This is a genomic window from Paenarthrobacter sp. 4246 (assembly GCF_040546855.1).
Classification (GTDB): Bacteria; Actinomycetota; Actinomycetes; order Actinomycetales; family Micrococcaceae; genus Arthrobacter.
Genome location: NZ_JBEPOP010000001.1, coordinates 266,004 through 278,661 on the forward strand (window position 1 = coordinate 266,004; position 12,658 = coordinate 278,661).

Below are 12,658 nucleotides of genomic sequence, written 5' to 3' on the forward strand. Positions count from 1 at the left end.
AGTTGACATGGTTGCATCGCGACAATTGCTGTACCGTTCGGCCTTTTGGGAGATCGCCAGGCCACGTCACCCCCTCACCGCCGGGCATGTGCTGATCAGGCTCTCGGATCCCTCAACAGAGTTCGCACACCCGTCAGCCGCCGACTGGCTTTTTTGCCACGGCCTGGTCCGTGCCGCTATGGCCAACGTCCTGGGCGTCACCCGGTGCGCCATCATGTTTACCCACCAATGGCACCCCTTGGGTTCAGCAATCGGGGAGCCGGTGGCGGAATCGTCGACGCCCACCTTCCACCTCTTCGGCCGGTGGGCCGGAGAAACCACGACGCCGGGACAGCAGCTGTCGCTTCCGGCGCACCGCCGGAAGGGCGAACCGGACCACGATATGGAAGCCACCGACGCAGCCATGCGTGAGGCACTGCGGCTGGCGCGGCCGGAAACCATGGCGGGCTTCGACGCCATGGCGCGTTCCGGCGTCGAGCCTTATTCCGGGCCTGAACCGCTGGTCCGGGCTGTGGACGCGGGTCCCCGCCATACGGTGATTCAACCCGTCAGGAAAGTGGCGGCCATCAGCGAGGTCAGGCCGGTCGAATTGCTGGCGATGGGTGCAGCCCTGACCGCACTCCCCCAGGCCGGCGGCTTCAGCGGTGTCAGTTGCGTGGCTCTGGAAGGGGCGAGCCCAGGTCCCCCTGTTCGGGTCCATGCGGTGCGCAGATCAGCTGCCGAAGACGTCAATCCCTTGGAGGACCTCTTAAATTTGCCTGAAGTTAGCCTTGCCTTATTGTGAACTCCTCAAAATAAGTGTTTCAATGAATGCATGACAGATCACACAGCCGAGCAAGCAGAATGGGCAGCCGCCCTGCATGCCCACGGCCGGCGTGTGACCAAACAGCGGCTGGCAGTGCTCGCCGCAGTCCAGCACCATCCGCATTCTCCAGCAGAAGGCATTCTTGCCGCTGCCCGCAAAGAGCTTCCTGAACTGACGGCGCAGTCCGTTTACGTGGTTCTCAGCGACCTGACGGACCTGCAGATGTTGCGACGCTTTGAGCCTCCGCACTCCCCGGCCCTTTACGAAACCCGGGTGGGCGATAACCACCACCACGCCGTCTGCATCAGCTGCGGCAAAGTGGAGGACGTCGATTGCGCCGTGGGACACGCACCGTGCCTCACCCCGCACTGGGATGAGAATTCCAAGCCCATGACCATCCAGATCGCAGATGTCCTGTACCAAGGCGTCTGCCAGGACTGCCAGTCCAAACAACAGCTTCCCGTAACTTCCGTAACTCAGAAATAAGAAAAAGGAGAACAATGACTGCCATTTCAACAACCCAGTCAGGTGCCCCCGTTACCTCCGACGCGCACTCGAAGTCCGTCGGCGCTGACGGTGCCATCATCCTCACCGACCACTACCTGGTGGAGAAGCTTGCACAGTTCAACCGCGAGCGGGTTCCGGAGCGTGTAGTGCACGCCAAGGGTGGCGGCGCGTTTGGTACGTTCAAGACCACCTCGGACGTTTCGGCCTACACCAAGGCAGCCTTCCTGCAGCCGGGCGTCGAGACGGACATGCTGATCCGTTTCTCCTCCGTTGCCGGCGAGAACGGTTCTCCCGATACTTGGCGTGACCCCCGCGGTTTCGCCGTGAAGTTCTACACTTCCGAGGGCAACTACGACCTCGTTGGCAACAACACCCCCGTCTTCTTCATCCGCGACGGCATCAAGTTCCCCGACTTCATCCACTCCCAGAAGCGCCTCCCGGGCAGCCACCTGCGTGACGCTGACATGCAGTGGGACTTCTGGACCCTCTCCCCCGAGTCCGCCCACCAGGTCACATGGCTCATGGGTGACCGCGGCCTCCCGGCTTCCTGGCGTGAAATGCAGGGCTACGGCTCGCACACCTACCAGTGGATCAACGCCGCCGGCGAGCGTTTCTGGGTCAAGTACCACTTCAAGTCCAACCAGGGCGTCAAGACCATCACCGGTGACCAGGCTGAGCAGCTTGCCGGCTCGGATGCGGACTTCTACATCCGCGACCTCCAGGAAAACATCGCCGACGGCAACTTCCCGTCCTGGGAACTGCACGTCCAGGTCATGCCTTACGAGGACGCCAAGACGTACCGCTTCAACCCGTTCGACCTCACCAAGGTGTGGCCGCACTCTGACTACCCGCTGATCCACGTGGGCACCATGGAGCTGAACAAGAACCCGGAGAACTACTTCGCGCAGATCGAGCAGGCCACCTTCGCGCCGTCGAACTTCGTACCGGGCATTGCCGCTTCCCCGGACAAGATGCTGCAGGCCCGCATCTTCTCCTACGCCGACGCACACCGTTACCGCGTGGGCACCAACCACGCACAGATCCCGGTGAACCAGCCCAAGAACCAGGTCAACAACTACAGCCAGGACGGCCAGGGTCGCTTCCTGTTCAACTCCCCGTCCACCCCGGTGTACGCACCGAACTCCGTTGGTGGCCCGGCCGCCGTTGAGCCGACGTCGCCCGCCGGTGGCTGGGAGAACGACGGCGAGCTCACCCTCTCCGCCCACACCCTGCACGCTGAGGACGACGACTTCGGCCAGGCCGGTACCCTGTACCGCGAGGTCTACGACGACGCTGCCAAGGCCCGCCTCCTGGACACCATCACCGGTGCTGTTGGCGGCGTGAAGAACGCCGACATCAAGGAACGCGCAATCCAGTACTGGACCAACGTTGACTCCGATCTTGGCGCCAAGCTCCGCGCCAACCTCGGTGCAGGCCAGACCGAGTCCGACGCCGAAGCAGCCAACAAGCTCTAAGCGTCTTTGCTCTACAGCATTTCGAGGAACACCCCGTTGCGGATCTTCTCCGCGGCGGGGTGTTCTTTTTGTTTTCCACATAGCTCTTCTGGCCTATGGCTGGGCCGTTGGTGGGGTCCATAGGATCCTTACATGAGCACATTCGAAGGCATCCCTGGTGCCGCATTCCGCTTTTACGCCGAGCTTGAAGAGAACAACAACCGCGAGTGGTGGCTTGAACACAAAACCACGTACGACGCCGAGGTCAGGGAGCCGATGACAGCTCTCCTTTCAGAGTTGGAGCCGCAGTTCGGGCCAGCAAAGATCTTTCGTCCCAACCGGGACATCCGGTTCTCCCAGGACAAGTCACCGTACAAGACTGCTCAGGGGGCCTTTGCCGCCACACAGGAGGGCGTTGGCTACTACGTCCAGATCAGCGCCGATGGCTTGCTGATCGGCGGGGGCTACCACTCCCACACTCCGGCGCAGCTGGCGCGCTTCCGGGCTGCTGTGGACGCTCCGGACAGTGGGGAAGAACTCCAAAGGATTGTTGAGGCTGTGGCGGCGGCAGGCTTCACCATTGAGGGCGAGAAGCTCAAGACCGTTCCGCGGGGCTTTGACAAGGACCATCCGCGCGGGGAGCTGCTCAAGCACAAGTCCCTGTCAGCGGGCGTGGAGGTGGGTCAGCCTGCGTGGTCGTCCACTCCCGCAGCCAAGGATGAGATCGCTGCCCGTTGGGAGGTGCTGAGGCCTTTGGTGGAGTGGGTGGGTACGCATGCGGCACCGTAACGTCGAAGCGCCCGGAAACCAATGGCTTCCGGGCGCTTCGTGGAGCTGGCGACTGCTGCTGTCTGACAAGCTGCCGCGATTGGTTTAGACCTTCGTGTAGCTGTCTTCGTCCTCGTCGCCGTCGACCCGGCGACTTTCCGGAGCGCCGTTGACGGAGGCCTTGGCCGCAGCGAACTTCTCGTTCAGGCGGGAGTTGCGCTGGCCGTAGGCGAAGTAGATGGCCATGCCAATGACCAACCAGATCGCGAAGAAGATCCAGGTTTCAACAGCAAGGTTGGTCATGAGGTAGAAGCAGAGCACTGCGGAGACCCACGGCAGGACCTTGCCGAACGGGACACGGAAGGCTGGCTTGAGATCCGGACGCTTCTTGCGCAACACCAGGATGCCCAAGCTCACCATCACGAACGCAGAGAGCGTTCCGATGTTGATCATTTCCTCGAGCAAGTCCACCTTGGTGACACCTGCCACCACGGCCACCGCTGCGCCACAGATGATCTGCAGGCGGGCCGGAGTGGAGCGCTTTTCGCTGGTCTTGGACAGTGAGCGTGGCAGGAGTCCGTCGCGGCTCATGGCAAGGACCACGCGGGACAGGCCCATGAGCAGCACCATGATCACGGTGGTCAGGCCCACCAGGGAGCCGAACGCGATGACCTTGGCAGCATCAGTGTTGCCCACGGCCTCAAAAGCTGTGGTCAAGGTGGGGTTCTTTACCTCGGCCAACTGCGTGTAGGAGACCATTCCGGTCAAGGCAAGGGAGACCAGGATGTACAGCAGCGTCACTACCGCAAGGCCACCGAAGATACCGCGGGGAAGGGTCTTCTGCGGGTTCTTGACCTCTTCTGCCGAGGTTGCCACTACGTCGAAGCCGATGAAGGCGAAGAACACCAAGGCTGCGCCGGCGAAGACGCCCAGAGTTCCATACTGGGCCGGAGCGGCGCCCGTGAGGAAGCCGAAGAAGGACTGCTTCATAACGTCCGCGACACCGGAGTCGGTGGGCTCGGAGGCTGGAATGAAGGGGGTGTAGTTGGAGAACTTCACGTAGCTGAAGCCAACCACAATCACGAAGAGCACCACGGCGATCTTGATCAGCGTGAAAACGTTGCCGACGCGGGCGGACAGCTTCGTCCCCAGCACCAGCAGCACGGTGAAGATCGCAACAATGAGGAAAGCACCCCAGTAGAGGTCAACACCAGCCACCTGGATCGACGGTGGCATCTCCACGCCCATCAGACCAAAGACCGTACTGAGGTAGATGCCCCAGTACTTGGCGATCACAGCAGCTGCGGTGAAGAGCTCAAGGATGAGGTTCCAGCCGATGATCCAGGCGAGGACCTCGCCCATGGTGGCGTACGTGAACACGTAGGCGGAGCCTGCCACGGGGATAGCTGTGGCGAATTCGGCGTAGCACATGATGGCCAAAGCACAGGTGACAGCGGCGATGGCGAAGGAGATGGTGACGGCCGGGCCGGCAAAGTTTGCAGCAGCCTTGGCGCCAACCGAGAAGATCCCGGCGCCGACAGCGACGGCGACGCCCATGATCATGAGGTCCCAGGTGCTCAGGCTGCGCTTGAGCTTGCGACCGGGTTCGTCAGCATCGGCGATCGACTGCTCGATCGATTTGGTCCTGAAAATGTTCATAAAAATGCCACATTCTGGATGGGAGTGGTATAGGACTCATCAAGAATAGTGTCCGGCCAATGGACGGCCATATTTATCCCAGATAGTGAGACGCCTACAGAATTCCCGTGACAGGTGTGGCTGGTGTGATGGGGGCACGTTGCGCCGATCACACCAGCCAGCCACCCTAAATGCTGGGCACGTCCCAGTCCATGAGTGTTGAGCGGATCAGGAATCGCTTCCCTTCGGGAGACTCAACGGAGAAACCGCTGCCCCGGCCCGGAACCACATCCACGGTGAGATGGGTGTGCGACCAGTAATTGAACTGTTCCTTGGACATCCAGAACTCGAGAGGCTGTGGCTCGCCGCCGGTCCCAATGTCGAACCTGCCCAGGAGGACATCGGAGTCACCGGTCAGGAACTCCCCCGCCGGATAGCACATAGGAGCGGAGCCGTCGCAGCAACCACCGGACTGATGGAACATGAGCGGTCCGTGCTGGTCCCAGAGTTTCCGCAGGAGTTCCACGGACACCGCGGTGAGCCCTACCCGGGAGAAATCCTCCCCGGGCAGGGTCACCGCGGCCTCCAAGCTGGTGTTGTTCATCAGAACTTCAGCACCACGCGGCCGTCGATCTTGGCGTGCTTCATCTCGTCAAAGACCGCGTTGACCTCCGAAAGCTCCCGGGTGGAGACGGTTGGCTTGATCTTCCCTTGGGCGTAGAACTCCAGTGCCTCCTCAAGGTCCTGGCGCGTTCCCACGATGGAACCGCGGACGGTCAGGCCCTTGAGGACGATCTCAAAGATGGGCGCCGGGAAGTCTCCGGGCGGCAATCCGTTGAACACGATCGTTCCACCACGACGAGCCATTCCAATGGCTTGTCCAAAGGCCGAAGGATGCACAGCCGTCACCAGGACTCCATGGCAACCGCCGGTTTCCCGCTGAATGACTTCCGCCGGATCCTCGTGCAGGGCGTTGACTGTCAGCTCTGCCCCATGTTCGCGGGCCAGGGCCAGTTTGTCATCGGCAATGTCCACTGCTGCTACCCGGAGTCCCATGGCCACCGCGTACTGGACTGCAATGTGTCCCAGACCGCCGATGCCGGAGATGGTGACCCACTGCCCCGGCCTGGCCTCGGTCATCTTCAGGCCCTTGTACACGGTGACGCCGGCACACAGCACCGGCGCAACTTCCACCGGGTCGGAGCCTTCCGGGATCCGCGCCGCAAACCGGGTGTCCACCAGCATGTACTCGCCAAACGAGCCATCCACGCTGTAGCCACCGTTCTGCTGGGACTCGCACAAGGTCTCCCACCCGGTCCGGCAGTACTGGCAGTCACCGCAGGCAGACCACAGCCAGGCATTGCCCACCAGGTCGCCGACAGCAACATCCGTGACGCCCTCACCTAGGGCCACTACTTCTCCCACACCCTCATGGCCCGGGATAAACGGCGGTGTCGGCTTGACTGGCCAGTCGCCTTCGGCCGCGTGCAGGTCGGTATGACATACCCCCGACGTAATGAGACGGACCAGCGCCTGGCCGGGACCCGGCGTCGGCCTTTCCACTTCTTTGATCTCGAGGTCGGTACCGAACTTAGTGACGACAGCAGCTTGCATGGTGGTCATTGACGATCTCCTTTGATCTGAACGAATGATGGGAGTTTTTGTACAGCTGATGCCCTTAAACCAGCTCCATAAGGGCATCTGCTGTACAAGGACTCCTAGAAGAAGCCGAGCTTGTTCTCGTTGTAGCTGACCAGGAGGTTCTTGGTCTGCTGGTAGTGGTCCAGCATCATGGCGTGGTTCTCACGGCCAATACCTGAGGACTTGTAGCCGCCGAACGCAGCCCCTGCCGGGTAGGCGTGGTAGTTGTTGACCCATACGCGGCCAGCCTGGATTTCCCGGCCTGCGCGGTAGGCGACATTTCCATTGCGCGACCAGACTCCGGCCCCCAAACCGTAGAGGGTGTCGTTGGCGATGCCGATGGCGTCGTTGTAGTCGCTGAACTTGGTGACGGACACTACCGGGCCGAAGATCTCCTCCTGGAAGATGCGCATCCGGTTATGGCCCTCGAAAATGGTGGGCTGGACGTAGTAGCCCCCTGCCAGGTCACCGGAGAGCTCGGCGCGGGCACCACCGGTGAGCACCTTGGCACCTTCCTGCTTTCCGATGTCGATATAGGACAGGATCTTCTCCAGCTGGTCATTCGATGCCTGCGCACCAACCTGGGTCTCGGTATCCAACGGGTTGCCCTGGATGATCTTGTTGGTGCGGGCCACGACGTCAGTCATAAAGGAGTCATAGATGCCTTCCTGGACCAGCGCACGGGACGGGCAGGTGCAGACCTCACCCTGGTTGAAGGCAAAGAGCGTGAAGCCTTCCTGGGCTTTGTCGTAGAAAGCGTCGTTCTGGTCCGCAACATCGTCAAAGAAGATATTGGGGCTCTTGCCGCCCAGTTCCAGCGTGACCGGAATGAGGTTGTTCGACGCGTACTGGCTGATCAAACGGCCAGTGGTGGTCTCACCCGTGAAAGCGATCTTGCGTATCCGGGAGCTTGAAGCCAGCGGCTTGCCTGCCTCCACACCAAAGCCATTGACCACGTTCACTACACCGGCCGGGAGGAGATCTCCGATGAGTTCCATGAGGACCAGGATGGATGTGGGTGTCTGCTCGGCGGGCTTGAGCACCACGGCGTTGCCGGCGGCGAGCGCGGGTGCCAACTTCCAGACGGCCATAAGAATGGGGAAATTCCACGGGATGATCTGGCCAACAACGCCCAGCGGTTCCTTAAAGTGGTAGGCCGTGGTGTCCTCATCAAGCTGGGAGAGGTGGCCCTCCTGGGCACGGACAGCGGAGGCGAAGTAGCGGAAGTGGTCGGCGGCCAGAGGGATGTCGGCGTTGAGGGTTTCGCGGACTGGCTTGCCGTTGTCCCAAGTTTCCGCGACTGCGAGCAACTCCACATTCTCGTCAATGCGGTCGGCAATCTTGTTGAGGATTGCCGCGCGCTCGGTGGCGGAGGTCTTTCCCCAGGAAGGTGCGACCTTGTGGGCTGCGTCCAACGCCAGCTCGATATCCTCGGCGGTGCCGCGGGCAACCTCGCAGAAGGCCTTGCCCGTGACGGGGGTGATGTTTTCAAAGTAGGCACCCTTGACCGGGGCAACCCATTCGCCGCCGATCCAGTTCTCGTAGCGGTCCTTGAACGTGACCTTCGAACCCTCGGCACCCGGCTGTGCGTAAACAGTCATTGCTAGCTCCTTTGCTGCGAATCACGGTGGCTATCGCCATTGATCCGAGCCTAGGAGCCCCGAGGTTGCAGCTACGTTGCAACCATGTGAGTCAGCTCACGCTGTCATGTCTGTTTCGATCCGTTCAAGGTCAGCGACGACGGCGGCCCGCTTGGGTGAGCGCGGCGGCAGCAGCTTCAAGACGGCAAGGCGGAGGTCGATGTCGTACTTCGCCTCGGGCAGCTCCGCGTACTTCAGCAGCGAATCAACGCTGCCGTCGCTGAGCAGCGCCTCGCGCAGCAAGTGCGAAACCCTTTCACGCAACTGCACGACGCCGGGCGCCTCCGAGCGTGGCAGGACTGCACCCTTGTAGATTTCCAGGGCTATACGGTGGGCGCCTCGCTGCAGGCAGTTGAGGACCTGGCCGGAGTCGGGAAGCAGCTCGACGGGCAAGCGGTAGGGCCGCGACTGGGGAACAGCGTCCGGGCTGAGCTCCTGGATCACTTTGCGGAGGCGCACCATCTCGGCCCGCAACGTGGCAGAGTAGCCGTCTCCGGGGTACAACTGGGCGCAGAGGTCCTCAGCGCTGAGCCCATCAGGGTGGCTGCCCAGGATGGCCAGGATTTCACTGTGCCGTGCGGACAAGGACACCGTCCTGCCGTCAATGCTGAGCAGGGCCTGGTCACGGCCCAACAGTTGCAGGCTGTTGCGGTACAGGGCATGGCCGGAGGTGGCGGCTGCGCTCCGGCGTCGAGGCTTCTCACGAACCGCTGCGGCCAGCGTCAGGCGTTCGATCCGCAGTTGCGCCTGGGCGGCGGCAACTGTTGCCTCCACCAGGGAAAGGGTGTGCGCGGCCACTGCGGTTTCGGTGCCGGTGATGTCCACAACGCCCAGCAACGCCCCGGAGTCGGGGTCATGGAAGGGAACCGCAGTGCAACTCCACGGGTGGACGGAGCGTTTGAAGTGCTCGGCGCCGGAGATCTGGATGCTGCGGTCCAGGGCGAGTGCCGTGCCCGGTGCGCTGGTGCCCACGGAAGCTTCGGACCAGTCGGCGCCGGCCACGAACATCATGCTTTCAGCACGGCGCTGCATCACCGGGTCACCATCCACCCATAGGAGCCGGCCGACGTCGTCGCCCACCGCCACCAACAGGCCGCTGTCATGGCTGGGTTGGACCAGCAACTTCTTGATCACGGGCATGATGGTGGCCAGCGGATGCTGCCGGCGGTATTCCTCCAGCTCGTCCTGGTCCATCGCGAGGGGAGCCTCTGCGACGTCGGGGTTGGCTTGCAGGCTGGCCGAACGCTGCCAGGACTCGCGCACCAATCGGCGGAGCCCCACGATGTCTTGCGTGGTTCCGTCCTGGATGGTTCCGGGACGGAGGGAGTCCAAGCGCTCGTGGCCAATCAGGGCACGCTTTTGCACCAGCGCCGCGGCGTCGCTGCCTGGAACAGGCGGATGGATTGGATTCCTCATCGAACTCCCTGGTAGTCCGCATCAACAGTGCTCTGCACGTGTGGTGGGCGGGACAGTACGGTGAAGTCTAGTTCGGGGAAGGGAGAATGTCAGCCGCGGGAGATCCGGATCATTTCCTCGCGCGGGACAACCTTGATGCGCTCGCGGACCACACCGTCTCCTTCGCCTTCGCCGGCGGAGCGTTCGCCGGCGGACCACTCAGCACCCAGGGCAGCCTCGTGGGCATCCAGCCTGTTCCAGCCTTCCCACGTGGTGTACTCGATTCCTCGCTCCTCAAGGAGATCGATGATGGCCTGCGGATCCGGGTTTTCGGCCGGGGGCAGGTTGAGCCTGTCCTCGAGGAGGAAGCCAATGGTCTCCAGGGCATCGCCCTTGGTGTGGCCGATCAACCCCACCGGCCCACGCTTGATCCAGCCCGTGGCATAGATTCCCGGCACGGGCTCGCCATCGGCACCCAGGACGCGACCGCCGTCGTTCGGTATGACGCCGCGGCGGGCATCGTACTCAAGCTCCTCCAGAGGGGAACCGTGATATCCGATGGCACGGTAGACGGACTGCACCGGGTACTCGATGAATTCGCCCGTTCCCTTAACGTTGCCCGTTCCATCCAGTTGCATGCGCTCGAACTTGATCCCCGAGACCTTGCCGGGAGTTTCCGGCGAATCGAGGATCTCCACGGGGCTGTGCAGGAAATGCAGGTGCAGGCGTCGGGAGGAAGGCTGCTCGGATTCGGCATGCTCTTCCACCAACCAGTTGGTCATGGTGTTGACCATGGTCTTGATCTGGTTGTTGGTCTTGATGGCTTCGTCCGAGGCCTCGTCAAACTCGAAGTCCTCCGGGTACAGGACAATGTCCACGTCCTTGCAGTGGGACAGTTCGCGCAGTTCCAAGGGGGTGAATTTGACCTGTGCCGGGCCACGGCGCCCGAAGACATGGACATCAGTGACCGGAGACTTCTTCAAACCTGCGAAGACGTTGTCCGGGATCTCCGTGACCAGCAATTCCTCCGGGTGCTTGACCAGCATCCGGGCAACGTCCAAAGCGACGTTGCCGTTGCCGATCACTGCGATCTCTTTGGCGTCAAGTGGCCAGTCGCGGGGAACGTCCGGATGTCCGTCGTACCAGGAAACGAAGTCGGCGCCGCCGAAGGAACCCTCCAGTTCGACCCCCGGGATGTTCAGGTCCGCGTCCTTGATGGCACCCGTGGAGAAGATCACGGCATCGTAGAAGGCCCGGAAATCATGAAGCGTCAGGTCCCTGCCGTAAGTCACGTTGCCCAGGAACCGGATATCGCCGCGGTCCAGGACCTTGTGCAACGCGTTGACGATGCCCTTGATGCGCGGATGATCGGGAGCCACGCCGTAGCGGATCAGTCCGTACGGCGCGGGGTATGCCTCGAAGAGGTCGATGCTGACCTCCACGTCGCCGTCCTTGACCTCGTTGGATTTGGTCAGGATGTCCGCGGCGTAAACACCTGCGGGACCTGCGCCGACGATGGCAACGCGAAGCGGACGTTGGGGGGTGGTTGCGGCTGAGTTGGACACCGTTAGCCCTTCCGAAGCAGTGAGCCACGCCGTTGTTGGGGCGCGCAGATTCCAATTCTAGATGTCCACCCCACGCCCGGCCGCTTATATGGCAGGAGTCACGGAAATTCACCAAGATTGCGGAATATTGCGTGCCTACGTGGTGTTGGCGACAATGTGTCGACTCCGGATCAGATAGCTGCCAGCTCTTCCTCTTCAAGCCAGCCCACGACGACGACAGTTGGGGGCGGCGGGCAAAGTACCGGCGGTGTCGGCAAACTTGGCAAGGGTTCCGGCAAGCCAGTACGCAGCGAGTCGACGGCGGGCATCCTCTTCGGTATAGGCGCTTATGGCCTGTGGGGCCTTCTTCCTCTGTACTTCTTCGTCCTGATGCCGGCCAGCGCAGTCGAAATCGTGGCCAACCGGATTGTCTGGTCCCTGCTCTTCTGTGCACTGCTCATCACCATCACGCGGGCGTGGCGGGTTTTCGGTGCCGCGGTGAAGGACCGTAGCGTGTTCGGCCCCCTGGCCCTGGCAGCGGGCCTGATCGCCATCAACTGGCTCACCTACACTTTCGGGGTCACCACCGGCCACGCCGTTGAGACGTCACTGGGCTACTTCATCAATCCGTTGGTCTCAGTCCTCTTGGGTGTCTTTGTACTGAAGGAAAAGCTCCGACCGCTGCAGTGGGCTGCGGTGGGTATCGGCTTCGTCGCAGTGGGAGTCCTGACCTTCTCCTACGGCCAACTCCCATGGATTGCCCTGATCCTGGCCTTCAGCTTCGGCCTGTACGGTTTCGTCAAAAAGCGTGTGGGACCCAAGGTGGACGCCCTCACCAGCCTGAGCGTTGAGACAGTCGTCCTGGCTCCATTCGCGGCCATCACCATGGTGGTCCTGGGTGTGACAGGCGCTGAAACACTCACCACCATGGGCGCCGGCCACTTCTGGTTGCTGGTGGCTTCCGGTGTGATCACGGCCGTGCCGCTGCTCTTCTTCGGTGCTTCAGCCCGCCGTTTGCCCATGACCACCATCGGCCTGCTGCAATACTTTGCCCCGGTCCTCCAGTTCGTCGTGGCCCTGACGGTGTTCAACGAAACCATGACCACGGCCCGCTGGATCGGCTTCTGTGTGGTGTGGTTGGCCCTGATCCTGCTCACCATCGACATGCTCCGCACCACCAGGAAGAACTCCGTGCTGAAGAAGAAGGCCCGGCTGGCTGCTGCGGGCGCCTAAGCGCACTCGCTGTTTGGTCCCATCACGGGCTGT

11 protein-coding genes are annotated in these 12,658 nt (G+C 62.0%); 5 read left to right on the plus strand and 6 right to left on the minus strand.

What is annotated here, in order from left to right:
• Positions 1–7: 7 nt before the first annotated feature.
• The 4 genes from ABIE35_RS01300 (at position 8) to ABIE35_RS01315 (ending at position 3,555) form a co-directional block, all read left to right on the plus strand.
• Positions 8–784 carry a hypothetical protein gene (locus ABIE35_RS01300; RefSeq protein WP_354512081.1) on the plus strand — a complete coding sequence of 259 codons (777 nt, stop codon included), beginning with the start codon at positions 8–10 and terminating at the stop codon, positions 782–784.
• Between the two features lie 30 nt (positions 785–814).
• Positions 815–1,291 (plus strand): Fur family transcriptional regulator, encoded by a 477-nt coding sequence (locus ABIE35_RS01305; protein ID WP_089595887.1) that lies wholly within the window; start codon positions 815–817, stop codon positions 1,289–1,291.
• Between the two features lie 14 nt (positions 1,292–1,305).
• Positions 1,306–2,787: a catalase gene (locus ABIE35_RS01310; protein ID WP_354512082.1), complete on the plus strand. Its 1,482-nt coding sequence runs from the start codon at positions 1,306–1,308 to the stop codon at positions 2,785–2,787.
• Positions 2,788–2,919: 132 nt separating this feature from the next.
• Positions 2,920–3,555 carry a DUF2461 domain-containing protein gene (locus ABIE35_RS01315; RefSeq protein ID WP_354512083.1) on the plus strand — a complete coding sequence of 212 codons (636 nt, stop codon included), beginning with the start codon at positions 2,920–2,922 and terminating at the stop codon, positions 3,553–3,555.
• 84 nt (positions 3,556–3,639) lie between these two features.
• On the opposite strand, the gene ABIE35_RS01320 is transcribed toward ABIE35_RS01315, so the two are convergent.
• The 6 genes from ABIE35_RS01320 to ABIE35_RS01345 form a co-directional block, all read right to left on the minus strand.
• Positions 3,640–5,193, minus strand: a complete 1,554-nt coding sequence (locus ABIE35_RS01320; RefSeq protein WP_354512084.1) for an APC family permease — start codon at positions 5,191–5,193, stop codon at positions 3,640–3,642.
• Positions 5,194–5,359: 166 nt separating this feature from the next.
• Positions 5,360–5,776 (minus strand): DUF779 domain-containing protein, encoded by a 417-nt coding sequence (locus ABIE35_RS01325; RefSeq protein WP_354512085.1) that lies wholly within the window; start codon positions 5,774–5,776, stop codon positions 5,360–5,362.
• Positions 5,776–6,786, minus strand: coding sequence for an alcohol dehydrogenase AdhP (gene adhP / locus ABIE35_RS01330; RefSeq protein ID WP_354512345.1), 1,011 nt, complete (start codon positions 6,784–6,786; stop codon positions 5,776–5,778). Before adhP ends, ABIE35_RS01325 begins: the two co-directional genes overlap by 1 nt.
• Positions 6,787–6,890: 104 nt before the next feature.
• Positions 6,891–8,414 carry an acetaldehyde dehydrogenase ExaC gene (gene exaC / locus ABIE35_RS01335; RefSeq protein ID WP_354512086.1) on the minus strand — a complete coding sequence of 508 codons (1,524 nt, stop codon included), beginning with the start codon at positions 8,412–8,414 and terminating at the stop codon, positions 6,891–6,893.
• A gap of 96 nt (positions 8,415–8,510) precedes the next feature.
• Positions 8,511–9,869, minus strand: coding sequence for a GAF domain-containing protein (locus ABIE35_RS01340; protein ID WP_354512087.1), 1,359 nt, complete (start codon positions 9,867–9,869; stop codon positions 8,511–8,513).
• A gap of 89 nt (positions 9,870–9,958) precedes the next feature.
• On the minus strand, positions 9,959–11,413 hold the full coding sequence (locus ABIE35_RS01345) for an FAD-dependent oxidoreductase (RefSeq protein ID WP_354512088.1): 1,455 nt from the start codon (positions 11,411–11,413) through the stop codon (positions 9,959–9,961).
• Positions 11,414–11,530: 117 nt separating this feature from the next.
• Here ABIE35_RS01345 and rarD point away from each other — a divergent pair, with 117 nt between their 5' ends.
• Complete coding sequence (gene rarD, locus ABIE35_RS01350; RefSeq protein WP_354512089.1) at positions 11,531–12,625, plus strand: EamA family transporter RarD; 1,095 nt, start codon at positions 11,531–11,533, stop codon at positions 12,623–12,625.
• Positions 12,626–12,658 lie beyond the last annotated feature (33 nt).

Bases quoted from the DNA above. Each gene is read 5' to 3' on its own strand.
- exaC (WP_354512086.1), bottom strand. From the start codon at position 8,414: ATGACTGTTTACGCACAGCCGGGTGCCGAGGGTTCGAAGGTCACGTTC.
- ABIE35_RS01310 (WP_354512082.1), top strand. From the start codon at position 1,306: ATGACTGCCATTTCAACAACCCAGTCAGGTGCCCCCGTTACCTCCGAC.
- ABIE35_RS01300 (WP_354512081.1), top strand. From the start codon at position 8: ATGGTTGCATCGCGACAATTGCTGTACCGTTCGGCCTTTTGGGAGATC.
- ABIE35_RS01340 (WP_354512087.1), bottom strand. From the start codon at position 9,869: ATGAGGAATCCAATCCATCCGCCTGTTCCAGGCAGCGACGCCGCGGCG.
- ABIE35_RS01305 (WP_089595887.1), top strand. From the start codon at position 815: ATGACAGATCACACAGCCGAGCAAGCAGAATGGGCAGCCGCCCTGCAT.
- ABIE35_RS01325 (WP_354512085.1), bottom strand. From the start codon at position 5,776: ATGAACAACACCAGCTTGGAGGCCGCGGTGACCCTGCCCGGGGAGGAT.
- ABIE35_RS01315 (WP_354512083.1), top strand. From the start codon at position 2,920: ATGAGCACATTCGAAGGCATCCCTGGTGCCGCATTCCGCTTTTACGCC.
- ABIE35_RS01320 (WP_354512084.1), bottom strand. From the start codon at position 5,193: ATGAACATTTTCAGGACCAAATCGATCGAGCAGTCGATCGCCGATGCT.
- adhP (WP_354512345.1), bottom strand. From the start codon at position 6,786: ATGCAAGCTGCTGTCGTCACTAAGTTCGGTACCGACCTCGAGATCAAA.